12 protein-coding genes are annotated in these 25,330 nt (G+C 68.0%); 6 read left to right on the plus strand and 6 right to left on the minus strand.

Features of this window, described 5'->3' with window-relative positions; translation table 11 throughout:
- The first annotated feature begins 52 nt into the window (after positions 1-52).
- Both ACLBYA_RS05705 and ACLBYA_RS05710 read left to right on the plus strand, forming a co-directional pair.
- Positions 53-967: a TIGR03564 family F420-dependent LLM class oxidoreductase gene (locus ACLBYA_RS05705; protein WP_447708382.1), complete on the plus strand. Its 915-nt coding sequence runs from the start codon at positions 53-55 to the stop codon at positions 965-967.
- A 250-nt stretch (positions 968-1,217) separates the two neighbouring features.
- Complete coding sequence (locus tag ACLBYA_RS05710; protein ID WP_447708383.1) at positions 1,218-1,526, plus strand: helix-turn-helix domain-containing protein; 309 nt, start codon at positions 1,218-1,220, stop codon at positions 1,524-1,526.
- Here ACLBYA_RS05710 and ACLBYA_RS05715 read toward each other — a convergent pair.
- The 3 genes from ACLBYA_RS05715 to ACLBYA_RS05725 all read right to left on the minus strand — a co-directional run bounded on the left by ACLBYA_RS05715 (position 1,508) and on the right by ACLBYA_RS05725 (position 4,729).
- Positions 1,508-2,113 (minus strand): ClpP family protease, encoded by a 606-nt coding sequence (locus ACLBYA_RS05715; protein WP_447708384.1) that lies wholly within the window; start codon positions 2,111-2,113, stop codon positions 1,508-1,510. The genes ACLBYA_RS05710 and ACLBYA_RS05715 overlap by 19 nt on opposite strands.
- Entirely contained in the window at positions 2,110-2,709 is a 600-nt protein-coding gene (locus ACLBYA_RS05720) for a ClpP family protease (protein ID WP_447708385.1), read from the minus strand. The genes ACLBYA_RS05715 and ACLBYA_RS05720 overlap by 4 nt, the downstream gene beginning before the upstream one ends.
- 184 nt (positions 2,710-2,893) lie before the next feature.
- The gene (locus ACLBYA_RS05725) at positions 2,894-4,729 is read right to left on the minus strand and encodes an acyl-CoA dehydrogenase (protein ID WP_447708386.1); all 1,836 of its coding nucleotides are present in this window, start codon (positions 4,727-4,729) and stop codon (positions 2,894-2,896) included.
- A 259-nt stretch (positions 4,730-4,988) separates the two neighbouring features.
- Between ACLBYA_RS05725 and ACLBYA_RS05730 the strand changes: the two genes are divergently transcribed.
- The gene (locus ACLBYA_RS05730; RefSeq protein ID WP_447708387.1) at positions 4,989-6,068 is read left to right on the plus strand and encodes an NAD(P)H-dependent amine dehydrogenase family protein; all 1,080 of its coding nucleotides are present in this window, start codon (positions 4,989-4,991) and stop codon (positions 6,066-6,068) included.
- A gap of 60 nt (positions 6,069-6,128) precedes the next feature.
- Here ACLBYA_RS05730 and ACLBYA_RS05735 read toward each other — a convergent pair whose 3' ends face one another.
- Positions 6,129-17,030, minus strand: a complete 10,902-nt coding sequence (locus ACLBYA_RS05735; RefSeq protein WP_447708388.1) for an SDR family NAD(P)-dependent oxidoreductase — start codon at positions 17,028-17,030, stop codon at positions 6,129-6,131.
- A gap of 368 nt (positions 17,031-17,398) precedes the next feature.
- Between ACLBYA_RS05735 and ACLBYA_RS05740 the strand changes: the two genes are divergently transcribed.
- From ACLBYA_RS05740 to pe, 3 genes are read left to right on the plus strand one after another with little or no spacing between them, the layout of a single operon-like run.
- Positions 17,399-18,820, plus strand: coding sequence for a condensation domain-containing protein (locus ACLBYA_RS05740; RefSeq protein WP_447708389.1), 1,422 nt, complete (start codon positions 17,399-17,401; stop codon positions 18,818-18,820).
- Positions 18,821-18,856: 36 nt separating this feature from the next.
- Entirely contained in the window at positions 18,857-21,826 is a 2,970-nt protein-coding gene (locus ACLBYA_RS05745) for an MMPL/RND family transporter (RefSeq protein ID WP_447708390.1), read from the plus strand.
- Complete coding sequence (gene pe / locus ACLBYA_RS05750) at positions 21,823-22,956, plus strand: acyltransferase PE (RefSeq protein ID WP_447708391.1); 1,134 nt, start codon at positions 21,823-21,825, stop codon at positions 22,954-22,956. Before ACLBYA_RS05745 ends, pe begins: the two co-directional genes overlap by 4 nt.
- Positions 22,957-22,959: 3 nt before the next feature.
- Here the strand turns inward: pe and ACLBYA_RS05755 are convergent, their stop codons facing one another.
- Complete coding sequence (locus ACLBYA_RS05755; protein WP_447708392.1) at positions 22,960-23,595, minus strand: GAP family protein; 636 nt, start codon at positions 23,593-23,595, stop codon at positions 22,960-22,962.
- A 10-nt stretch (positions 23,596-23,605) separates the two neighbouring features.
- Complete coding sequence (locus tag ACLBYA_RS05760) at positions 23,606-25,318, minus strand: fatty-acid--AMP ligase (RefSeq protein WP_447708393.1); 1,713 nt, start codon at positions 25,316-25,318, stop codon at positions 23,606-23,608.
- Positions 25,319-25,330 lie beyond the last annotated feature (12 nt).

Genomic DNA, 25,330 nt, shown 5'->3' on the forward strand with positions numbered 1-25,330 from the left:
TTCCCAGCCGAGTTCCGGTATCCGTCACGGCAGTACCGGCATGATCAAGTGCATGGAGATCAGCATCCTCGGGTCACTGTCCGGATCGGGCGGCACGTCCCTGATCGACACCGTGGTGTCGGAATTCGCCGAACGGCGCGACGAAGGTTTCCGCCGGATCTGGATGACCCAGATGCCGTATGAGCCCGATCTGTTGACGGTGCTGGCGGTGGCGATGCGCGAGGTCGACACCATCGAGGTCGGCACCGGCGTGGTGCCGATCCAGAACCAGCATCCGATGCAGCTGGCCCAGCGTGCGCTCACGTTGAATCTGATTGCGGGCGGCCGGTTCATCCTCGGTCTCGGCATGACGCACGCCGCCGTCACCGAAGGCATGTGGGGCATTCCGTGGGACCGCCCGGTGCGCCGGCTCAACGAATACCTCGACGGGCTGCTGCCGCTGTTGGGCGGTGAGCCCGCCAACACGACCGGCGAGCTCTATACGACCCGGGGCGCCCTGCAGATCCCGGGCGCACCCGCACCCGCGGTGTACATCGCCGCGCTCGGGCCGCAGCTGCTGAAGATCGCGGGCCGCCGCACTGCGGGCACCGTCACCTGGATGACCGGACCCAAGACGCTGGCCGACCACGTCGGGCCGGGGCTGCGGGCCGCCGCCGACGGCCGTGCTGTCCGGGTGGTGGCGGCACTGCCGGTGAGCGTCACCGATGACGTCGATGGCGCTCGTGCCGTGGCCGCCGAGCAGTTCGCCATGTACGGGCAGCTGCCGTCCTACCGGGCAATGCTCGATCGGGAGGGTTACGCGGGGCCCGCCGACGCCGCGCTGATCGGCGACGAGACGACGGTGACGGCCCGCGTCGAGGAGCTGCGGGCCGCCGGTGTGGACGAGTACGTGGGTGTCGTTTTCGACCCGTCGCCAGAGGTCAGGGCACGTACCCGGGCACTGCTGCGGGCACTCGACCAGGTCTGAGAATTACCCCTGGTGTGATGGTCATCACAGGCGTACAGTCGACCGCACGACGGGTTCGGGAGTGACTGATCCAGAGAGCCGGGACCGAGGTGAAACGCCGGCCGCGCGAGATACCGGAAGGTATGTGTAGACGCCCTCGAGGTTGAGAAACCGAATGTCCTCCCGAACCCGCCCACCATGTGTTCAGTCTGTTCTTCAGCTGATGGTGAACGACCTCCCCTCACGCCGCTGCGGCGGCGATGATGCTGACATGGGCGAGGTCATCCGTTTCGAGCCGGGCCGTAAGCGGCTGGATCCGCTGTGGCGCGAGGTGCTGGGCCGACGGTTGCGTGACACCCGGCGCGCCAAGGGTGAGCGTCTGGTCGACGTGGCCCAGCGTGCAGGCGTGTCCCCGCAGTACCTGTCCGAGATCGAACGCGGCCGCAAGGAGCCCTCCAGCGAGATGATCGCGGCGGTGTGTGGGGCGCTCGGCATCGAGCTGGGCCGTCTGCTGGGCGGCATCTCGGCCGATCTGACGCGCGCCCCGCGCCCGGCGCAGCCTCAGCTGCTGGTGGCCTGACCGCGTTCCTCGAGCACGTGATCGGCCAGTCCGTAAGCCACCGCGGCGGCCGCATCGAACACCCGGTCGCGGTCGGTGTCGTGGCGTAGCTGCTCGGTGCCGCGGCCGGTGTGTCGGGCCAGGATCGCCTCCAACTGGTTACGCATCCGGACCACCTCGTCGGCCTGCAGGATCAGGTCGGGGATGGTGCCGCGACCCTGGGCCGCCGGCTGGTGCAGCACAACCCTGGTGTGCGGCAACACGGCTCGACGTCCCGGAGCGCCGGCCGCCAGTAACACCGCACCGGTCGCCACCGCCTGCCCGATGCACGTGGTGGCCACCGGCGCCTTGATGAACCGCATGGTGTCGTAGACGGCCAGCATGGCCGACAGATCGCCGCCCTCGCAATTGATGTACAGCGCGATCTCCTGCTCGGGGTTGTCGGCCTCCAGATGCAGCAGCTGCGCGATCAGCGCGTTGGCGACGCCGGAATCGATTGCGGTGCCCAGGTATACGATGCGTTCGGTCAGCAGGTGCGAGTAGACGTCCATGACCCGCTCGCCCCCGGTGGTGCGGGCGATGACGTTGGGGATGGTGTAAGTGCTCATGCATGGATTCCCAACTGTTGCTTCCGGTTCGGTGCGATCTGACTGAAATCGCCGACGATGTGGTCGATGAAGCCGTACGCACGCGCCTGGTCGGCGGTGAACCACCGGTCGTGCAGCGAATCGACGAAGATGCGTTCGACATCCTGGCCGGTATCGGCGGCGATGATCCCGAGCACGGTGTCGCGGGTATGCCGTAGATCGTCGGCCTGAACCTCGACCTCGACGGCAGATCCGGCGATACCCGCCGAGCCCTGATGCATCAGGATGCGCGCGTGCGGCAGTGCGAACCGCTTGCCCGGTGTCCCGGAGGACAACAGGAATTGCCCTGCACTGCAGGCCAACCCGAGGGCCAACGTGGACACCGGCGCCGGGATCAGACGCATCACATCGCGGATCGCGAGCATTGCGGGCACCGAACCACCGGGAGAGTGGATCCACAGGGCGATATCGTCGTCGGAATCCGCGGCCAAGGTCAGCAGCTGGGTGACCAGCACCGCGCCGTTGTCATCGTCGAGGGCGCCGTCGAGGACGAGAACCCTCTTGCGGAACAGATCCTCACGTAGTTGACGGCCGAACAGGGGTGGCTTTTCACTCATGCCTCCGAGCCTGCCGGTTCGGTGCCCCAGCCCGCACACCACGCTGCTCTCAGCAGAACGCCCCGTCCGTTGACTCTGCGTCCACGGCGCGAGTCACTCGCACTTTTGCGCCGTCAGCGCAGAGTCAACGAGCCGGGAACACAAGAGCCCCCGGCGCATCCGCCGGGGGCTCTTGGTCAGAGACTCAGAACGAGGCTTCGTCCAGCTCCATCACTTCGTTGTCGAGATTGTCGAGCACCACGCGGGTGCTGGTCAGCAGCGGCAGGAAGTTCTTCGCGAAGAACGATGCGGCAGCGATCTTGCCCTCGTAGTAGGCCTTGTCGGCACCGGTGGCACCGGCGTCGAGCTTCTCGATCGCGACGGCGGCCTCACGCTGCAGCAGCCAGCCGACCAGCAGGTCGCCGACCGAGAGCAGGAACCGCACCGAACCCAGACCCACCTTGTAGATGGCGGCCGAATCTTCCTGCGAGGCCATCAGATAACCGGTCAGGCTGGCAGCCATGCCCTGGACGTCCTCCAGTGCGGTGGCCAGCAGGGCACGCTCGGCCTTCAAACGACCGTTGCCGGTGGCGTTCTTGACGAACGTGTCGATCTCACCGGCGACGTAGGCCAGCGCCTGGCCCTTGTCGCGGACGATCTTGCGGAAGAAGAAGTCCTGTGCCTGGATGGCGGTGGTGCCCTCGTACAGCGAGTCGATCTTGGCGTCGCGGATGTACTGCTCGATCGGGTAGTCCTGCAGGAACCCCGAACCTCCGAAGGTCTGCAGCGACTCGGTCAGGTAGCGGTAGGCGGTCTCCGAGCCGAAGCCCTTGACAACCGGCAGCAGCAGGTCGTTGATGCGCACCGCCAGGTCGTGGTCCACGCCGTGCAGCGCCTTGGCGACCTCGTCGTCCTGGAAGGTGGCGGTGTACATGTACAGCGCGCGCATGCCCTCGGCGTAGGCCTTCTGGGTCATCAGCGATCGACGCACGTCCGGGTGGTGGGTGATGGTGACGCGCGGCGCGGTCTTGTCGGTCATCTGGGTCAGGTCGGCACCCTGCACGCGGTCCTTGGCGTACTCCAGGGCGTTCAGGTAGCCGGTCGACAGGGTGGCGATGGCTTTGGTGCCCACCATCATTCGCGCCTGCTCGATGACGTCGAACATCTGGGCGATGCCGTTGTGCACCTCGCCGACGAGCCAGCCGACGGCGGGCTTGTCGTGCTGGCCGAAGGACAGCTCACAGGTGGCCGAGACCTTCAGGCCCATCTTGTGCTCGACATTGGTGACGTACACACCGTTGCGCTCGCCGAGCTCACCGGTCTCGAAGTCGAACAGGAACTTCGGCACGAAGAACAGCGACAGACCCTTGGTGCCCGGGCCGGCGCCCTCAGGGCGGGCCAGCACCAGGTGCGCGATGTTCGGGAACAGGTCGTCGGCATCGGCGGAGGTGATGAAGCGCTTCACACCGTCGATGTGCCAGGAGCCGTCCTCCTGCTTGACGGCCTTGGTGCGGCCGGCGCCGACATCGGAGCCTGCGTCGGGCTCGGTGAGCACCATGGTGGCGCCCCAGTTGTTCTCCGAGGCGATGGCTGCCCACTTCTTCTGCTCTTCGGTGCCGTTGTGCGCGAAGATCTGCGCGAAGCCGGCGCCACCGCTGTACATCCAGACGGCCGGGTTGGCGCCGAGGATGTGCTCGTTGAGGGCCCACAGCAGCGCCTTGGGGGCCGGCATGCCGCCGAGCTCCTCGTCGAGGGCGACCTTGTTCCAGCCGCCTTCGATGGTCGCGTTGACCGACTTCTTGAACGACTCTGGGATCTTCACGGTGTGGGTGGCCGGGTCGAAGACCGGCGGGTTGCGGTCGCCGTCGGCGAACGACTCGGCAATCGGGCCCTCGGCCAGTCGGGCCATCTCGTTGATCATCTCGCGTGCGGTGTCGGGATCGAGATCGCTGAACGACCCCGCGCCCAGCGCCTTGTCGAGACCGAGCACATCGAACAAGGTAAATACCTGGTCACGGACGTTGCTCTTGTAGTGGCTCACGTTTTCTCCTCGGTGAGATCGAAGCTGTCGGTTGGGTACTCGCTTGCGGACTGCGCCAAGTTACCCACCAGTAACTACCCAGAACTATACCGCCCGGTAACCGCATCGCAAAGGGGTGTCGAGCAAATTGTCGCCAGCGAACCAACCGCCTGGTTGATTGGGCGGGGTGCGGACCCGTTTTATGCCCTCTGAACTGCGATTTCGACCAATATGTGATGCTCGCCACGAATGGTCCTGTCAAACCTCTAGGGTGAGGCGCATGAGGCGTGTGGTGGTGTGGGGAACGGGAAACATGGGCTCGACGGCGGTCCGCTCGGCGGTCGCCTTTCCGGGTCTGGAATTGGCGGGTGTCATCACGTCGACGGCGGAGAAGGCCGGCCGCGACGCCGCGGACTTCGCGGGGCTGGCCGAACCGACCGGGGTGCAGGCCACCACCGATATCGATGCCGCACTCGCCGACGCCGATGCGGTGGCCTATATGGCCTCCGGTGATATCCGCCCGGAAGAGGCCATCGCCGATATCGAGCGCTGTCTGCGAGCCGGCAAACATGTGGTGACGCCGTCGCTGTACTCGCTCTACGACCCGGCCTCGGCCCCGGCCGAATGGGTCGAGCGGCTCACCGCGGCCGCCGAGGAGGGTGGTGCGACGCTGCTCGTCAGCGGGGTCGACCCGGGCTGGGGCAACGATGCGCTGGCGGTGACGGCGGCGAGCCTGTGCACCCGGATCAACACCATCACGTGTCAGGAGATCTTCGACTACTCCACCTACAACCAGCCGTTCGCGGTGAAGGTGTCCTGCGGATTCGGCGGTTCGATGGACGAGACCCCGATGATGCTGCTGCCGAGTATCCCGACCATGGTGTGGGGCGGCAACGTCCGGCTGATCGGACGTGGGCTGGGCATCGAGATCGACGAGATCACCGAGGAGGTGCAGCGCTTGCCGTTGGAGCAGACGGTCGACACCGTGATGGGCCCGTTCGAAAAGGGCACCCAGGGCGCGTTCTTCCTGAAGGTCATCGGCTGGTCCGGCGGTAGGCAGCGGGTGATCATCGAACACATCACCCGGATCCACTCGAGCTGTGCACCCGACTGGCCGCAGCCCGACGAGGGCCTGGGCGATCATCGCGTGATCGTCGACGGCGACCCGCAGCTGACCATCACCACCCGCGCCGATGTGCCCGGCGGTACCCGCGCCGACGGTGGCAACACCACCGCCGCCAACCGACTGCTCGGCGCACTGAACTGGCTGGCCGAGCAGAAGCCGGGGATCTACGACGGGTTACAGGTGCCGCTGCGCTCGGCGCTGGCACCAGAGGCCGAAACCGCCCGCTGGGCCTGACGAGATTCACACCAGGGACGCCCGACGCGCGAAAGGCGTCCCTGAAGTGAATCTCGTTGCTCAGCTTTGTGACTCGGCCGGCGCCTCACCCTCGGCATCGGGCAATTGCGACACCAGATGCTCGCCGAGCTCCCCGATGGTCGGGTAGTCGAACACCGCCGTCGGGCTGATGTCGAACTTCCCGCCGAACTGGCCGAACAGTCGGTTGCGCAGTTCGACGGCCATCAGCGAGTCGGTACCCAGGTCCAGGAACCGGCTGGTCGCCGCGGGCGGCTGAGCCAACCGCAGGAAGCCCTGTACCTCGCGCTGCAGGAACTCGGTGATGAAACCGGCCCGTGCCGCCACCGGCAGCTCCTGTAACTGACGCAGCAACTCGCTGTCGCCACCGGCGGCCGCGTCGCCACGGGGCAACACCTGATCGAGCAGCGGCGGACGGATCCCGCCGAGCATCTTCGCCGTGCGCTGCCAATTCGCCTTCAGCACCGTGGACTGCCCCACACCGTGACGCATCGCTTCGCCGAGGGCCGCCAGTGCGGCCGAGGGCTCCAGCGGCATCATGCCCTGCGCGCTGAGGTTGGCGACGGCCGCCTGCGAACTGGCCATACCGCCATGACCCCACGGCCCGAAGTTCACCGCGGTCGCCGGCAACCCGGCCGCCCGCCGTGCCGCCACCAGACCGTCGAGCAGCGCGTTGGCGGTGGCGTAATTGGCCTGCGACGGCGAACCGAGCACCGCCGAGGCCGACGAGTACACCACGAAGAAGTCGAGGTCGTCGCCCGCGGTCAACCGGTGCAGATGATGGGCGCCGTAGGCCTTGGGACCCAACGTCGTCCGGAACCGGTCCAGGTCCTGCTGCGGTAGTAGGGCGTCATCGAGCACACCCGCGAGGTGGGCGATACCTGCCAGCGGCGGCAGCTCCGTACGGATGCGATCCAGCAGCCCGGACACCTCGGCTTCGGCACCGATATCGGCGGTGAAGACGTGCACCCGGCAGTGGTAGCGCTCGGTGATGGCGTCGATGGCCTGCTGCGCCTCGGCGTCGGGGGAGCGTCGGCTGGTCAGCACGATGTTCCCGGCACCCAGCTGAGCCAGATACGCCGCAGTGTGCAACCCGAGTGCACCCACGCCGCCGGTCACCAGATACGTCCGGTCACCGTGCGGCTGAAGCGGGTTCGGCATCTGCACCACGATCTTGCCGATATGGCGGGCCTGCTGCATCCGGCGGAAGGCGGTCCTGGCCTCGGTCAGCGGATAGACCTCGGCGGGCACCGGGGTCCACTCGCCGGTGGCCAGACCGTCGGACACCTCGTTCATCAACCGCTGGATGTGGTCGGGATCGCTCATCATCGTGACATCGAGCGCGACGATCTCGTAGTCGATGTCCGGACGCGCCGCGGCCATCTGCGTCGTGGTCCAGATATCGCGCTTGGCGATTTCGGCGAACCGACCGCCCTGGGCGGTTGCGCGCACCGTCGCCTCGATGAACCCGTCGTTGGTGAGGCTGTTGAGCACCACATCCACACCGGCACCGTCGGTGTCGGCCAGGATCTGATCGGCGAAATCGGTGGTGCGCGAGTCGTATACGTACTCGACACCCATCGCGCGCAGCGTGGCCCGCTTATAGGTGCTGGCGGTGGCGAACACCGTCGCACCGTGCTGTCGGGCCATCTGCACCGCGGCCAACCCGACACCACCGCTGGCGGCATGGATCAGGACACGATCGCCGGGCTTGAGCTTGGCCCAGTCGAAGGCGAGCCGAACCGTGAGCGCCGCAGCGGGAATCGTGGCGGCGTCGACCGCGCCGACACCGTCGGGCACCGTCGCCAACAGCTGTGCGGGCACGTTGAGCCGGCTGGCGAACGCCCCCTGCATGGAACCGAACACGCGCTGGCCGACCTCGAAATCGGTGACGTCGTCACCGACCGCGGTGACCACACCACACAGGTCACCGCCGATCGGGCCCGGATCACCCGGGTAGAGCCCCAGCACGTTGAGCACGTCGCGGAAGTTGAGCCCGGCCGCTTCGATGCGGACCTGCACCTCGCCGGAATCCGGTGCAGTGACGTCCTTCTCGGTGAGTCGAAGGTTGTCGATCGCACCGCGCTCGGTCGGTGCCAGCTCGTAATCGTCGGAGCGCGGCACCGGGAGATAACCGTTGCGGGCCCAGTGCAGCAGTCGCGGCACCAGGAACCGGCCCTGCCGGACCGCCATCTCCGGTTCGGTGACCGGTGTGCCCAGGGCCCCGGCCAGCCAGGCGCCCGAATCGGCGGCCTCGCTGTCGATCATGCGCACCCGTAGCGTCGGCTGCTCGGCCACCAGCGTGCGGCCGAAGCCCCACAGCGCGGCCTGCACCGGGTCCACCGGCTCACCGGGTTCGGTGGCCACCGCGCCCTGCGTGACGATCCACAGACCGCCGGCCAGTGTGCTCTTCTGGTCTGCCACCGCGGTCTGGGTCGCCGCGAGCAGCGCCGACACCTCGGCCTCCAGGCGGGCGGCCAACTCCGGGGTGGACTCGTCAACACCCGGCGCGCTGCCACTGCGCCACACGATTCCGGTGACCGGAGCGCCCCGCTCGGCGGCGGCGGTGAACGCCTGCTGCCAGGCCTGCGGATCGGTGACCGCATCGACGGTGACGGCACCCGGCCGCTCGGCCGACAGCGTGTCGAACCCGGCGATCAGCCAGGTTCCGCCGGCGTCCTGCTCGGCGGTCTCCGGGGCAGCGGCCTCATGCCAGCCGAGGGTGTAGAGCAGGCGGGTGGAGTCGCCGCCGAGGCCGCGCAGCAGCGCCTCGCGCGGGGCCCGCTTGACGGTGAACTCGCGGATCCCGCCAAGGATGTGCCCGTCGCGGTCCACAAAATCGATGTCGAACACCAGGGTTTCACTGTTGAGCGGGCCTTCGTGCCAGCGTGCCCGGCAGTAGAACCGCTTCGGCATCTTCTCGGCCAGTTGCACCTGGCCGTACCGCAGCGGCAGGAACAGATCGTGGATGCCCTGCTCGGCGGCCAACACCGCCGGGAACGACGGGAAGGCCACACCGGTGCACAGGTCCAGCAACACCGGGTGAATCGGTTCGCTGCCCAGGTGCTCGGCCAGCTCGTCACCCACCGACACGTCACCGATGGCCTCGCCGTCGCCCACCCACAGCGAGCGTAGTGACGTCGACCAGGTCGGGCCCCAGGCCAGTTCGAGATCGTTGAAGATGTCGAACAGCTCCTGCGGCCGGGTCCGGTTCATGTGCTCGATCGCCTCGTCCGGTGGCGTCACGGCCTCGTCCGGTTCGGTGATCTCGACCCCGGAGACCAGGGTGCCGTCGGCGTTGAGCGACCATTCGGATTCTCGGACGCCGTACGGGCGGCTGTGCACCTGGAACTTCCAGCCGTCCACGACGGCGGTGCCGTCAGACAGCCCTTCAGCGGTCCGCAGGGTCAGCTGTACCTCGCGGGCGGCCTTGTCCGGCAGGATGATCGGCTCGTAGAAGTACACATCGGTCACCCGGGCCGGTGCGCCGGCCGCGGCCAGCGCCATCGACGCGTAGGTGGCGCCGGGCACCACCACGGTGCCGTAGATGACGTGATGGGCCAGCCACGGCTGGGTCTTCACCGAGAACACATTGCTGTACACGGTGTCGCCGGAGGCCAGATCCTTCGGGCTGCCCAGAATTCCGGACGTCGCGGTACCGCCGGAGCTCATGACCGCGGAGGCCTTGGGCCAGAAGCGACGACGCTGGAACGGGTAGGTGGGCAGTTCCAAACGGCGACCGGGGGTGTGGAAGCGGGCGGCGAAATCGGGGCGGTGGCCGGTGATGTAGGTGGTGGCCAGAGCCTCACTCATCTGACGCTGGGCGTTGGCGCCCTTACGCAGCGACACGATGGTCTTCGGGGTCGCGGCCGAATCCGGCCAGGACTGCAGCGCGGCCGCGGTCAGGATCGGCTGCGGACCGATCTCCATCAACACCGAGCAGCCCAGCCCGGCGACGGTCCGCACGCTCTCGGTGAACTGCACCGGCTGCCGTGAATGCCGCCGCCAGTACAGCGCGTCGATCGGGTTCTCGGCGGTCAGCGCCGCACCGGTCCGGTTGCAGACCAGCGGCCGGGTCGGTACGGCGTACTCGAATTGGGCTGCGAACGACTCGAATTCGTCGAGCACCGGATCCAGCAGTTCGGAATGGAAGGCGTGGCTGGTCTCCAGCCAGGTGCACCGGGCGCCGTCCTGGCTGCAGTTGGCGACGATCTGTTCCAGATCCTCACCGGGACCCGACAGCACCGTGTTGCGGCCGTTGTAGGCGCCGACCGACACCCGGGCGAAGGCCTCGGCGGCCCGCTCGACGTACTCGGGGTCGGCGAACACCGCGACCATCCGGCCGCCGGCGGGCAGGCTGCCGAACAGCCGGCCGCGTTCGGCGATCAGCCGGGCACCGTCCTCCAGGCTGAACACCCCGGCGACACACGCCGCCGCGTACTGGCCGACGCTGTGGCCCAGCACCACATCGGGTTCCACACCCCAGGACTGCCACAGCCGGGCCAGCCCCATCTCGACGGCGAAGATCGCCGGCTGCGCGAAGGAGGTGTGCTTCAACGTCTCGGCGGCCTCCCGGCCGGAACCGAAGAGCACCTCCAGCAGCGGCTGCGGAAGGATGCCGTCCACGGCCTGCGCGCAGCGACGCACGGTATCGGCGAAAACCGGTTCGGTGTCGAACAATTCGCGGGCCATGCCTGGGTACTGGCTGCCCTGGCCGGGGAAGAACCAGGCGGTGGTCGGCGGATCGGTGCACTCGCCGCGCACGACACCCGGTCGCAGCCGGTTCGCCACCAGATCCTCCAGCAGCATCTTGGCCTCGGCCGTCGAGTTCGCGACGACCGCGGCGCGGTGCTCGAAGTGGGCGCGCCCGGCCCCGGCGGTGTGGGCGACATCCGCGATCGCGGTGTCCGGGTGCGCATCCAGCCAGGCACCGTACCGCTGCGCCAGGGCGGACAGCCCGGCCGCCGACCGTGCCGACAGGGGTAACACGTGCAGCGGTTCCTTGGGTGATTCGGCCGGCTCGGCTGCGGGTTCGGCAACCGCCGGTGCCTCTTCGAGCAGCACGTGGGCGTTGGTGCCGGTGAACCCGAAGGAGCTGACACCGGCGCGGCGGGGCCGCCCGTTCGTCTGCCACGGGGTGGCCGTGTCGACGACCTTGACCGCCAGGCTGTCCCACGGGATGTGCGGCGACGGATTGTTGAAGTGCAGGTTCTGCGGCAGCATCTCGTTCTGCAGCGACAGCACCACCTTGATCAGCCCGGCGACACCCGCCGCCGATTCCAGGTGACCGATGTTCGTCTTCGCGGTACCCATCAGTAGCGGGCGACTTGCCTCGCGCCCGTCGCCGTAGGCGGCCGCGGCGGCCTGCACCTCGATCGGATCGCCCAGCGGCGTGCCGGTGCCGTGCGCCTCGAGGTAGTCGACATCACCGCCGTTGAGTCCGGCTCGATTCAGCGCGGAGGCGATGAGCCGTTGCTGTGCACCACCATTGGGCACGGTAAGGCCGCTGGAGGCGCCGTCCTGGTTGACTGCGCTGCTGCGGATCACCGCGGCGATCCGGTCACCGTCGCGCTGGGCGTCGGACAGCCGCTTGAGCACCAGGACACCGCAGCCCTCGCTGCGGACATACCCGTCGGCGGCGGCGTCGAAGGTCTTGCAGCGGCCGTCCGGGGACAACATCCGGGCCTGTGACGCGGCGACGATCGACGCCGGACTCAGCAGCACGTTGACACCGCCGGCCAGGGCCAGGTCGCAGTCACCGGCGTGCAGCGCCTGGGTGGCCTGATGCACGGCCACCAGCGAGGAGCTGCAGGCGGTGTCCACCGCCATGGCCGGACCCTCCAGTCCGAGGGTGAACGCGACGCGACCGGCGATGGCGTTGAGCGCATTACCGGTGATGAAGTGCGCCTCGAGGTTCTCCACCGAATCACCCGACAGCAGATGTGAGTACTCGTTGGCACCGACTCCGACGAAGACACCGCTGCGGCTGCCACGCAGTGATGACGGCGCGTATCCGGCGCGTTCCAGTGCCTCCCAGGCGATTTCGAGCATCAGGCGCTGCTGCGGGTCGATCCAGACGGCCTCGCGGGGTGAGATCCCGAAGAACTCCGGATCGAAACCGTCGACGCTGTCGAGGTAACCACCGTTGCGGGTGTAGATCTTGCCCGGGGTCTGCTGATCGGGATCGTAGAAATCGTCGACGTCGAAGCGGTCCTCGGGGATCTCCCGGATGGCGTCGACGCCGCCGGCCAGCAGGTTCCAGTAGGCATCCGGGTCGGCCGCCCCCGGGAACCGACAGGCCACCGCGATGACCGCGATCGGTTCATCGGTGGCCGCCGAGGCCAACGACTGCAGTTGCACGGCGGCCTTGGCTCCGGCCTTGTCGTTGAGCTTGAGCACATCGCCGAGCAGGTAGTCGGCGACATCGGTCAGCCGCGGGTAGTCCATCGCCAGTGTTGCCGGAAGTTCCTGGCCCACAGCACGTTCCAGCCGGCGGCGCAGCTCCACCGCCATCAGCGAGTCCATTCCCAGATCGAAGAAGCCGGCCTCCTCGCGGACCTCGGCGGCCTCGACCTGGGTTACCTCGGCGACGGCGTCGCGCAGGTACTCCAGCACCAGCTTCTTGCGCTGCTGCACGGGTGCGGCGGTCAGCTGCTCGACCAGTCGGGTCGGTCCGGAGCCGGCGGCCGGTGCGGACGCCGCCTCGGGAACCTCGCGGGCCACCTCGCTGAGCAGGGCCCGTGCCCCGGTCTGCAGGTAGACCGGCAGGAACTTGGACCAGTCGATGCGGGCCACCACCCCCGTCGGCGGTCCCACCAGCACATCGGCCATCCCGGCCAGTGCATCGACCGGTGGCAGGGTCCGGACGCCACGGCGGTCGAGCTGGGCCCGGGCTTCCGGATCGGCCATCCCGGCCGACCAGGGACCGAAGTTCACACTGAATCCCGCAATGCCCTGCTCACGCAGACGCCAGGTCAGCCCGTCCAGGAAGGCGTTGGCGGCGCTGTAGGCGCTCTGCCCGTAGCTGCCCCACACCGCGGAGATCGACGACGTGCTGATGAAGAAATCGAGCGGCATCCCGGCGATCGCCTCGCTCAGATACCAGGCGCCCCAGACCTTTCCGGAGAACACCCGGTCCAGCTCGGCGGGTTCCAGGGTGTTCAGTCCGGTGGTGCTGTTCTCGCCGGCGGCGTGCACGATACCGGCCAGTGGCGGCATCTCGGCAGACACCGTGGCGATCAGATGCGCGATATCGTGCGGATTGGCCACATCGGCGGTGATGGCCCGCACCGTACAGTTGTGCTGCGCGGCAATGGCATCGATGCGCTGCTGGGTCGCTGCAGTCGGCTCGCGCCGGCTGGTCAGGACCAGCTGCCGGGCACCGTGCGCCGCCAGGTGTGCGGCGATCTCGATACCCAGTGATCCCAGCCCACCGGTCACCAGATAGGTGGCATCGGAGCGCAATTCGAGCGGTGTCGGATTCGGCTGACCGGTACGCCGGACCAGTCGGGGAACCCAGACGGTCCGCCCGCGCAGCGCGATCTGGTCCTCGCCGCGGCTGGCCGCGAGCACCTGCCTGATCAGCTCCGGCCACTCCTCGGGGCTGCCGGAGACGTCGGCCAGGCCACCCCACACCTGCGGGTATTCCAGGGCGGCCGCCCGGCCGAAGCCCCACAGGCTGGTCTGCTCCGGAGACACCGTGTCGGTCTCGGTGACCCGCTGCGCCCGGTGGGTCAGCACCCAGATCGGTACGCGCAGTTCGGCATTGGCCGCCGCACGGAAGAGGCGCTGGGTGCCGTCGAGAATGCGGTGCTGCATGCGCAGCAGCGTCTGCATCGACGGGGTGGTCGGTGCCGCCAGTGCGGCGATGTGCACGATGCGCAGGTCCGGTTCGGCCTCGACCGCGGCCTGCAGTTCGGTCGCCAGTCGCTGTTCGTCGGCGTCGGACACCGGAAGTGCCAGCACGCGGTGCCGGTGGCCCTGTGCCGTCAGTGACTCGATCAGCGGGGCGGATACCGCCGCGTCATCGCCGATCAGCAGCCAGGCGCCACCGGCGCCGGTCGTCGGGGCGCTGCCACCGGCCTGCCAGCGGACCTCGTAGCGGGCATCGGCGATCGACTGCGCATCACGCTGCCGGTTGTGTTGAGCGGCAAGCTTGTTCAGTGCGTCGATGGTCGCCGGGTTGGCGTCCGCGCCGTCGAGCAGCGCGGCCAGTTCGGCGATGCGGCCGTCTTCGAGCAGTCGAACCGCCTCGGTGCGGGCGGAATCGGTCTTGGTGGTCGGCACCTGCTTGTCCCGGAACCAGTACTGCCGGTGCTGGAACGGGTAGGTGGGCAGGTCGAGCTTGCGGGCGGTGGGCTGGGCCACCGCCTCGAACTTCGGGAGATGTCCGGTCACATAGGTATTGGCGAGGGCATCGACGATCTGCCGGTGGTCGGCGCCGTTCTGGCGCATCGACGCGATCGCCCGCGGTGCGCTGGCCGGATCGGGCCAGGCGCGCATCGCGGCGGCGGTCAGCACCGGCTGCGGGCCGACCTCGAGCAGTACCGCGCAACCGAGTTCGGCCAGGGTGGCGACACTCTTGGCGAACTCGACGGGCTGGCGGGCGTGCCGGCGCCAGTAGGCGCCGTCCAGTTTCGCGGTGCGGCCCAGTGCCGCGCCGGTGCGGTTGCAAACGAGTATGCGGTGCGGCGCCTTGAATTCGAACTGATCGGCATAGGCCTCGAAGGCATCCAGCGCCGGGTCGAGCAGTGCGGAATGGAAGGCATGGCTGGTGTCCAGCCAGTCACAGCGCACACCGTCGGCGGCCAACCCTGCCACCGCCTGCTCCAGATCCTTTGCCGGGCCGGACAACACGGTGTTGGCGCCGTTGTAGGCGGCCACCGACAGGCTGGGGTATTCGTCGGCCAGCCGCTCGACGCGATCGGCATCGGCGAAGATCGCCGCCATCCGGCCGCCTGCGGGCAGGTTGCCGAACAACCGGCCACGCTCGGCCAGCAGCCGGATCCCGTCCTCCATGCTGAACACACCGGCCACACAGGCCGCCGAGTACTGGCCGACACTGTGTCCGAGCACCACGTCGGGTTCGTAACCCCAGGATTCCCAGAGCCGAGCCAGACCCATCTCGACCGCGAAGATCGCGGGCTGGGCGTACTGAGTCTGCCGCAGTGTGGCGTCGCCGTCGGGAGCATCGAAGATCAGGTCCAGCAACGGAATATCGAGCACATCGGCCAGCCGGGTCATGGTCTCGGCGAACACCGGCTCGGTCTCGAAGAGCTGCCGCGCCATCCCGGCGTACTGGCTGCCCTGTCCGGGGAACAACCAGGCGGTCTTCGGGGCGTCGGCGCACTCGCCGCGGACCAGTCCCGGGGCGGGCCGGTCATCGGCCAGCGCACCGAGCAGCTCGCGGGCCGATTCGATCGAGTTGACCACCAGCGCGGCCCGCTGTTCCAGGTGGGCGCGGCCGGCCCCGGCGGTCAGGCAGACATCGGCCAGCGAGGCCTCCGGATGCTCGCCCAGCCAGTCGCGGTACTGCTCGGCGGTCTGCACCAGCGCGGCGGGTGTGCGCGCGGACAGCGACAGCAGCATGAAGCGCTGGTCATCGATGGTGGCCGGGGCCGCCGCGACAGCAACCGGGGACTCCTCGATGATGACGTGGGCGTTGGTGCCGGAGAAGCCGAAGGAGCTGACACCGGCGATGCGCGGGCGCTCGCCACGCTCCCAGGAGGTGGCCTCGTCGACGACGCGCACCGGGATCCGGTCCCAGGGGATGTGCGGTGACGGGTTCTGGAAGTGCAGGTGCTTGGGCAGCTGCTGGTTCTCCAGGGCCAACACGACCTTGAGCACGCCGGCGATACCGGCGGCCGCCTCCAGGTGGCCGATATTGGTCTTGGCCGAACCGATGAGCAGCGGTTTGTCGGCGTCGCGTCCTTTGCCGAGCGCGGCGGCGGCGGCCTGCACCTCGATCGGGTCGCCCAGTGAGGTGCCGGTGCCGTGCGCCTCCAGATAGCCGACCGCGCCGGGGGCGACGTCGGCCCGATCCAGCGCCTCGGCGATGACCCGCTGCTGGGCGACGCCGTTGGGCACCGTCAGACCACCGGATGCGCCGTCCTGGTTGACCGCGCTGCCGCGGATCACGGCCCGGATGTGGTCACCATCGCGGAGCGCGTCCTCGAGTCGCTTGATGACGATGACACCGCAGCCCTCGCCGCGCACATAACCGTCGGCGGCCGCGTCGAACGTCTTGCACCGGCCGTCGGGGGCGAGCATGCGCGACTGCGAGAAGGTGATCATGGTCGCCGGGCTCAGCAGCACGTTGGCACCACCGGCCAGCGCCATGTCGCATTCGCCGAGCTGCAGCGCCTGGCAGGCCTGGTGGATTGCCACCAGCGAGGAGCTGCAGGCGGTGTCGACGGTGACGGCCGGGCCGTGCAGGCCCAGCCGGTAGCTGATCCGGCCGGCGCCGGCGGCCCCCGACGTGCCGATGGCCAGATAGGCCTCGACCTCGTCATAACCGAGCTCCGAGGAGGCCATGCCCAGGTAGTCGTGGGTGGACAGGCCGACGAACACACCGGTCTTGGTGTTCGCCAAAGCCGTTGGCGCCGTACCTGAATGCTCCACCGCGCGCCATGACGTCTCCAGCAGCAACCGGTGTTGCGGGTCCATCAGGCGGGCCTCGCGCGCGGACACGCCGAAGAACGGCGCGTCGAACCCGGTCACATCGTCGACGAACCCGGCCCGGCGGGTCACCACCTTGCCGGGGGCGCCGGCGTCGGCATCGAAGAACTGGTCGACGTCCCAGCGGTCCTGCGGGATCTCGGTGACGGTGTCACGGCCATTGCGCAGGACGTCCCAGTACCCGTCGGCGTCGGCGGCGCCGGGCAGGCGGGCGGCGTAACCGATGATCGCGAAGCGTTCGCCGCTGCCGTGTTGGGTTGATGCCATCAGGTGTGCTCCCCGCGTCGATCTCATGAACTGCCGATGGTGTGGAGTATCGGTGTTTGGAGGGGGCCGCACAGGGCCAGGGGGCACCGTTCACAGCGGCCTCGGGCCCCCGACAGCCACGGCCGGCTCCTTACTCGGCAGTCAGTATTGCATGTAGGTTGCTGACCGACAGGGTTTCGGGGTCGGGTTGGGGAGTAGGCGAGATGGTTACAGCGGCTGGCAAACAGTCGTCTGACCATGTCATCTTCGCCCGGCTGTGAAGCCGCACAGATGTGTCGGCGACCTCGACGGTGACAGCGGTTATCGTGAAGTCGCCGCTGATGTCGCTGATCCGTAGCCGTCGCTGCACACACCCCGGAGGAAAAACCTTGCAGATCGGGAAGATCACGATCGGCACGATCGACGATTGGTCGCCGAGCACCGGCGTCGTCACGTCCTGGCACCCGACCGCAGCGGCCGTCGCCTCGGCGCGGCAGGCCCCGGTCAGCACCGTGCCGGTCAGCTATATGCAGGGCCAGCACATCCGCGGTGTCTACGAGCAGGACGCCAAGGGGCTCGACTACTCCCGCCAGATCATCGCCACCTGCGAAGTGCCCGGTATCTGCGACATCGACGCGATGAACCACGCGTTGAACGCATATCTGCGCCGGCACGACACCTATCGCAGCTGGTTCGAATACGAGGGCACCGGGGAGATCGTGCGGCGCACCATCACCGACCCGCAGGACATCGAATTCGAGCCCGTCAACAACGGCGAAATGGCCGCCGAGGACGCCCGTAAACACATTGTCGATATCCCGTCCCCGCTGGAGTGGGGCTGCTTTTCATTCGGAATCGTGCAGGGCGCCGATCATTTCGATTTCTACGCCAGCATCGATCATGTGCACGGTGACGCCGCACTGATCGGTATCACCATGCTCGAAGCGCACGGAATGTACACCTCGTTGACCACCACGGGGCAGCCGATGCCGTTGCCGGAGGCCGGGCATTTCGACGATTTCTGTGTTCAGGAACGGGAACGGACGGCGGAATTGACCGTCGATTCGCCCGAGGTGCAGTCCTGGATCGAGTTCGCCGAGAACAACAACAACAGCATGCCGGAGTTTTCGCTGCCGCTGGGTGATCCGTCGCAGCCGACGGTCGCCGATATGGTCGGGGAGATGCTGCTCGACGCCGAACAGACGGCCCGGTTCGACGAACTCTGTGTGGCGGCGGGCGTCCGCTTCGTCGGCGGACTGTATGCCTGCACGGCCATGGTCGAGCACGAGTTGACCGGTGCGGCAACCTATTACGGTCTGACCCCGCGCGACACCCGCCGGACGTCGGACAATTTCATGACCCAGGGCTGGTTCACCGGCCTGGTGCCGTTGACGGTGCCGATCGCCGCGACGACGTTCGCCGAGGCGGCCTGGTCGGCGCAGACCTCCTTCGATTCCGGGCTGAATCTGGCGCGGGTGCCGTATTACCGGGTTCTGGAATTGGCGCCGTGGCTGGACAAGCCGGGCCCCAACTTTCCGGTGTCGAATTTCCTGCACGGTGGCGCCGCCCCGCTGAACGCGGTGTTGGCGGCCGCCGAGATGGGTTATTCGAACAATATCGGCATCTACTCCGACGGCCGATTCTCCTATCAGTTGACCATCTACGTATTCCGATATGACAAGGGAACGGCAATGGCGGTGATGTTCCCGGACAACGAGGTGGCCCAGAAATCGGTCACCCGGTACATCGCGACGATGAAATCGGTGATCCAACAGGTGGCCGACGGCGGGGACTGGGGTCATTTCGGGTGACCCGGAGTATCCGTCCGGCGAAGGGGCAGTGACAACGTGCGACGGTTAGCCGATTTTGTGGTGCGCTGGCCGCTGGCCGTGATCGGTATCTGGGTGGCGCTCGCGGTGGCATTGCCGCTGACGGTGCCCAGTCTCAACGAGATGGCGCAGAAGAACCCATTGTCGATGCTGCCGGGCGACGCGCCGTCCAGCGTCGCGGCCCGCCAGATGGAGGAGGCGTTCCAGGAGCCGGGCACCGATGACCTGCTGCTGGTGGTGCTCACCGATGAGGACGGGCTGGGACCCGAACACGAAGAGACCTACGCCAAGCTGGTGGACGCGCTGCGCGACGACCAGCAGAACGTCGTCATGCTGCAGGAGTTCATCGGAACACCCGCGCTGCGTTCGACTTTGACCAGCAAGGACGAAAAATCCTGGGTGCTGCCGGTCGGTCTGGCCGGGGCGTTGGGCACACCGCAGTCCTATCAGTCGTTCAACCAGGTTTCCGATCTCATCGAACGGACCACCGCCGGCGGCCCGCTGGAGGTGCACCTCGCCGGTCCGGCGGCCACCGCCGCCGACCTCACCGTCGCCGGGGAGAACGACCGGCTACCCATCGAGATCGCCATCGCGGTGCTGGTGCTGCTGGTGCTGCTGATCGTCTACCGCAACCCGGTCACCATGCTGTTGCCGCTGGCCGGCATCGGGATGTCCCTGGTCATCGCGCAGTCGACGATCGCCGCGCTGTCGGAGTTCACCGGGCTCGGGGTGTCCAACCAGGCGATGATCCTGCTCAGCGCCATCATCTTCGGCGCGGGCACCGACTACGCCGTCTTCCTGATCAGCCGCTATCACGACTTCGTGCGCAAGGGGGAGGACTCGAACGACGCCGTCCGGGAGGCGCTGGGCTCGGTCGGCAAGGTCATCTCCGCTTCGGCGGCCACCGTCGGCGTCACCTTCCTGGCCATCAGTTTCGCCAAGATGGGCGTGTTCTCCACCGTCGGCGTGTCCTCGGCGGTCGGCGTCGGGGTGGCCTACCTGGCCGCGGTGACGCTACTGCCGGCGCTGCTGACGCTCATCGGACCGCGCGGCTGGATCACGCCGCGTAAGGAACTGACGTCGCGCTGGTGGCGACGCTCGGGCACCCGGATCGTCCGCCGGCCGTGGGCGCACCTGATCGGCAGTCTGCTGGTGCTGTTCCTGCTCGCCGGTCTGGCCGGTTTCGCGACGTTCAACTACGACGACCGCAAGGCCGTCGCGGACTCCGAGCCCAGCTCGCTGGGTTACGTCGCGCTGGAGAAGCACTTCGACATCAACCAGTCCATCCCGTCCTATGTGCTGATCCGGTCCCCGAAGGATCTGCGTAATCCAGAGGCGCTCGCGGACCTGGAGCAGTTGGCCGAGCGGATCACCCAGCTACCCGATATCCAGATGGTCAGCGGGATCACCCGGCCCCTGGGCTCGGTGCCTCCGGAGTTCCGGGCCACCTATCAGGCGGGCATTGTCGGCACCCGACTGGCCGACGGCGCCAAGATGATCAGCGACGGATCCAAGGATCTGGACCGGCTGTCGACGGGCGCCAACACCCTGGCCGGCGGCCTGAGCGATGTGCGCGGCCAGATCACCGATATTGCAGGCAGCCTGCAGCAGATGGTCGACGCGTTCGCGGCACTGCGTGGCCAGTACGGCGGCGACAAGCTGGTCCGCAACGTCGACGTGGCCGCCAAGCTGGTCGCCAGCATCAACCGACTCGGCAACTCCATGGGCGTGAACCTGATGGCCACCCGCGACATGTTCGCCTGGGTGCCACCGGTGCTGACCGCGCTGCACGGCAACGTGGTGTGCGACCTGGACCCGTCGTGCAGTCAGACCCGCATCCACCTGTCCCGGCTGGCCGCCGCCCGCAACGACGGCACGCTGGCCGAGATCGAGGATCTGGCCGGGCAGTTGGAATCGCTGCAGGACCGGCAGTCACTCAACGCGGCGCTGCAGCAGGTCGGTACCGCGTTCACCCGGCTCACCAACGCCATGACCGCGATGGGTCTGGACAGCCCGGCCGGCGCCGAGGCGACGCTGGCCCAGCTGCAGCAGGGCGCCGAAAGCTCGGCCAGTGGCAGCCGTCAGGTCGCCGACGGGGTCGACCAGATCGTCGATCAGATCCAGGTGATGCGCACCGGACTCGACCAGGCGGCGGCCTTCCTGCTGACCATGGCCGAGAACGCCGGGTCACCGGCCATGGCGGGGTTCAACATCCCGCCCGAGGTTCTGCAGCTGCAGGACTTCCAGATGGCCAGCAAGGCCTACGTCTCGCCGGACGGGCACTCCGCGCGCTATCTGGTGTTCACCAAACTCGACCCGTTCGGTCCCGAGGCCATGGATCAGGTCAGCGCCATCGAGGACGCCGCCCGCAGCGCACTGCCGAATACCGAGCTGTCGGACGCCTCGGTCTCGATGGGTGGGTACCCGGTCGCGCTGGCCGACACCCGCGACTACTACGAGATGGACATCCGCTACATCGTCATCGTGACCGTCATCGTCGTGTTGGCGATCCTGATGCTGTTGTTGAGGGCGGTGATCGCTCCGCTGTATCTGGTTGGCTCCGTGGTGATCTCGTACTTCGCCGCGCTCGGCCTCGGGGTGCTGCTGTTCCAGGTCATCCTGGGACAGCAGCTGCACTGGTCGGTACCGCCACTGGCGTTCGTGGTGCTGGTGGCCGTCGGTGCCGACTACAACCTGCTGCTGGTGTCCCGGATGCGCGACGAGGCCCCGCTGGGCAGATTCGGCATCGTCCGGACGCTGAGCTCGACCGGTGGTGTCATCACCGCGGCGGGCGTGATCTTCGCGGCCTCGATGTGGGGGCTGTTGTTCTCCAGCATCGGTACTGTGGTGCAAGGCGGGTTCGTCATCGGCATCGGCATCCTGTTGGACACCTTCCTGGTCCGAACCGTCACCGTGCCCGCGATGGCCACGCTGGTGGGTAGGGCGAACTGGTGGCCATCACGACTGACAACGCGGAGTAGAGCATGAAGAAGTTACTCGCTGCGGCAAGTGCTTTCGTGATCGTCGGCGCCACCGGTCCGTTGGGTGTCGGTATCGCGACCGCCGACGAACCGCCTCCGGGCCCGGCCGTGCCCGGCCCGGCCGGCCCCGGCCACGCCCGCACCATCGAGGGCCGCGGCTACGCGCTCGGCGGTGCCCACGTGCTCGGCATCCCGTATGACGAATACATCATGCGCACCGGTGCCGAGTGGTTCCCGGACCTCAACCGGCAGATCGTCGACTACCCGGCGGGTCAGGTGCAGGGTCACACCCTGGAGCGGCTGTTCCCGGGCATCGGGCGCCTCGACGACAGCTTCCCGGGACTCGGTATCGACGGCCCGAGCTACGGCGAGTCCATCGATGTCGGCGGGCCCAACCTGCTGGCGGCGATCCGCGCGGGCGGCCCGGGCATGGCGGTCGGGTTGTCCGAGGGCGCCTCGGTGCTCGACGATGTGCGGGCCCGGCTGGCCAACGATCCGACCGCCCCGCCGCCGGATCAGCTGGCGTTTGCGACCTACGGCAACCCCGTCGGTAAGCATGCCTTCGGCGAGAGCTTCCTGAGCCAGAACTTCCCGGTCGGCAGCGTGGTGCCCTCGCTGGACTACCGGATGCCTGCACCGGTGGAGAGTCAGTACGACAGCCACCTGTTCGTCTCGGCCTACGACAGCATCGCCGACTGGCCGCAGCGCTCGGACAACTGGATCTCGGTGGCGAATGCCATCGTCGGTCTGGCCACCGGACACACCGCCGTCGCGTTCACCAACCCGAGCATGGTTCCACCGCAGAACATCCGGACCACCGTCAACTCGCGCGGCGCCAAGACCACGACGTACATGATCCCCGAGGAGCACCTGCCGCTGGTGCTGCCGTTCAAGTACCTCGGCGTCGACCAGAAGACCCTCATCGAACTCGACCGGGTGCTGCAGCCCTACGTCGACGCCGGCTACACCCGCAACGACGATCCGGCGACGGCGCCGATCACGGTCGACCCGATCAACGGGTACGACCCGGCCGAGGTCACCGCGCCGGCCACCCAGGCCGCCTTCGGTGGTGGCGCAGATCCGGTGTCGCAGTTGATGGCCGGCCTGCAGTATGTGTTGAACAACCCGCCCAAGTAGCCGCTACAGCCCGGCGAACCCGACCGCCAGCAGCACCACACCCACCACGGCGAGCAGGGCCGCCACCGCACGCCGGCCCTTGGCGCGCAGCCAGTCGTTGAACGTCGACAGCGTCACCCGGGTACGTTCGGGTGCCAGAAGGTAAGCCACCAGCGGGATCTCGATGAGGGCGAAGGCGACGATGTTGAATATCAGCAGTGCCGTCAGTCGGGTGGCGGTGCTGACATCGGCCGCGCCGATGACGGCCAGCGCGGCCAGATAGTCGATCGAGGGCAGCGCGATACCGAAGCCCGCGGCACCGGCCACCCACAGCGATTGACCGTCGAGCAGTCGGCGCAGCCAGTCCGGCTGGGTGCGCGGTCTGCCCTTGGTCACGGCGATGATGGCCGCCGCCAGCAGGGCGCACGCGCCGATCACGATCTGCACCTTGGGCAGGGTGAACCGCGTCGAGTCGGGCAGCCGGGCCTCCAGGACCAGCAGCACCACGCTGCCGACGGCCAGGCCCATCACAAAACCACCGGCCAGCAACGCCGCCAACTGCAGTTGCGGCCGTGGCCGATTCAGCATCAGCACCGACATCCCGATGCGGAACGGCTCAAGGCTGACCGCGAGGGCCATCACCAGCAGCGTGATCCACATCGAGGGACGGTTACCCGTCCAATCGGACGAACTGCCCCTGCTGGTACTGCTGCACACACGCCGATCGGCGGATCTTGCCGCTGGTGGTGGTCGGCAGCGAGCCGGGTTCCACCAGGACGATATCGGCGACCTGGACACCGTGGGCCCGCGAGATCGCGGCCACCACATCGTTCTTCAGCGTGTCCAGATCCTGCTCGCGGTTCTTGATTTCGACGACGGTGACCAGCTTCTCGGCCTGCTCGTCGGCGACCGCGATGGCCGCCACCCGGCCCCGGGTGTACTCGGCGACCGTCGACTCGATGTCCTCGGAGTAATGGTTGCGGCCCCGCACGATCAGCATGTCCTTGATGCGGCCGACGATGAACAGGTCACCCTCGGAGAAGAACCCCCGGTCGCCGGTGCGCAGCCAGCCGCTGTCGGGGTGGCCCTGTTGGGCATCCAATAGCGTTGCAGCGAAACCGGTTCCGGTATTGTCCGGTTTCTGCCAGTAACCAGCCGAGACGTTCTCGCCGTGGGTCCAGATCTCACCGACGGTCCCGTCGGGACACACCCGGCGGGTATCGGCGTCGACGATGCGGATCAGCGGTGACGCCGCGGGCAGGCCGTAGCGCAACAGCGGAGCGCCGCCTGGCTTTCGGATGGCGTTGCCCTGCGACAACTCCTCGGGATCGAACTCGACGGCCTCCGGCACCCGGCCGCGGCTACCGCTGGCCACAAAGACCGTCGCCTCGGCAAGTCCGTAGGACGGCATCAGCGATTCGGGGCGAAAACCGTTGGCGCCGAAGCGCTCATTGAACCGCGCGACGGTGGGCGGGTGTACCCGTTCGGCACCGCAGATGATGCTGTCGACACCGCTGAGATCCAGTCCTTCGAGTTCTTCGTCGATGGTGCGCCGGGCAGCGAGGTCCAAGGCGAAGTTGGGCCCGCCGGACACCACCATCGGATGGCGAGCCAGCGCCTGCAACCAGCGAACCGGGCGGGTCAGGAAGGCGATGGGGCTCATCAGGTCGGCCTCGGCGCCGCCCAGGATCGGCGCCGCGACACCGAGCATCAGCCCCATATCGTGATAGAACGGCAGCCACGACACGAGCGCACCGCCCGGCGGGAACTCGCCGCCGTGCTGGGGCAGGTAGTCCGGCATCAGCTGCTCGAAGTTCGCGATCAGGTTGCGGTGGCTGATCATCACACCGGCCGGTGCCCGGGTCGATCCCGAGGTGTATTGCAGGTAGGCGATATCCGGCCCGCCGTCGGGGGGGGCGGCCGGGGCAGGGGCCGCGGAGTCCAGGTCCAGGCTGTCCACCGACACCACCGCGGTCATGGCGGCACCGTCGTCGACGTACTGGGCCGCGATGTCGAACAGCGCGGCCGTCGTCAGCACCACCGACGGGGCGGTGTCGGTCACCACGGCGCTGGTGCGCTCGTCGTGCGATCCGGGGACCGGCACCGACAGCGGTACCGCGATGAACCCGGCCTGCATGGCGGCCAGGAATGCGACGATGTACGGCAGCCCCTGCGGCGCGATGATCAGCGCCCGGTCGCCGACGGCCCCGTGCTGGCTGATCTCGTCGGCCAGGTTGAGAGTGCGGCGGTACAGCTGCGCCCAGGTCAGGGTTTCCACGGTACCGTCCGGGTCCCGGTCGTAATCGGTGAACCGGAACGCAAGCTCGTCGGGTGTCACGCCAGCGCGATCCCGCAGCACGGTCAGGATGGTCGCGTTCGGCATGGAGGTCAGGCT

It is taken from the genome of Mycobacterium sp. C31M (assembly GCF_053345865.1).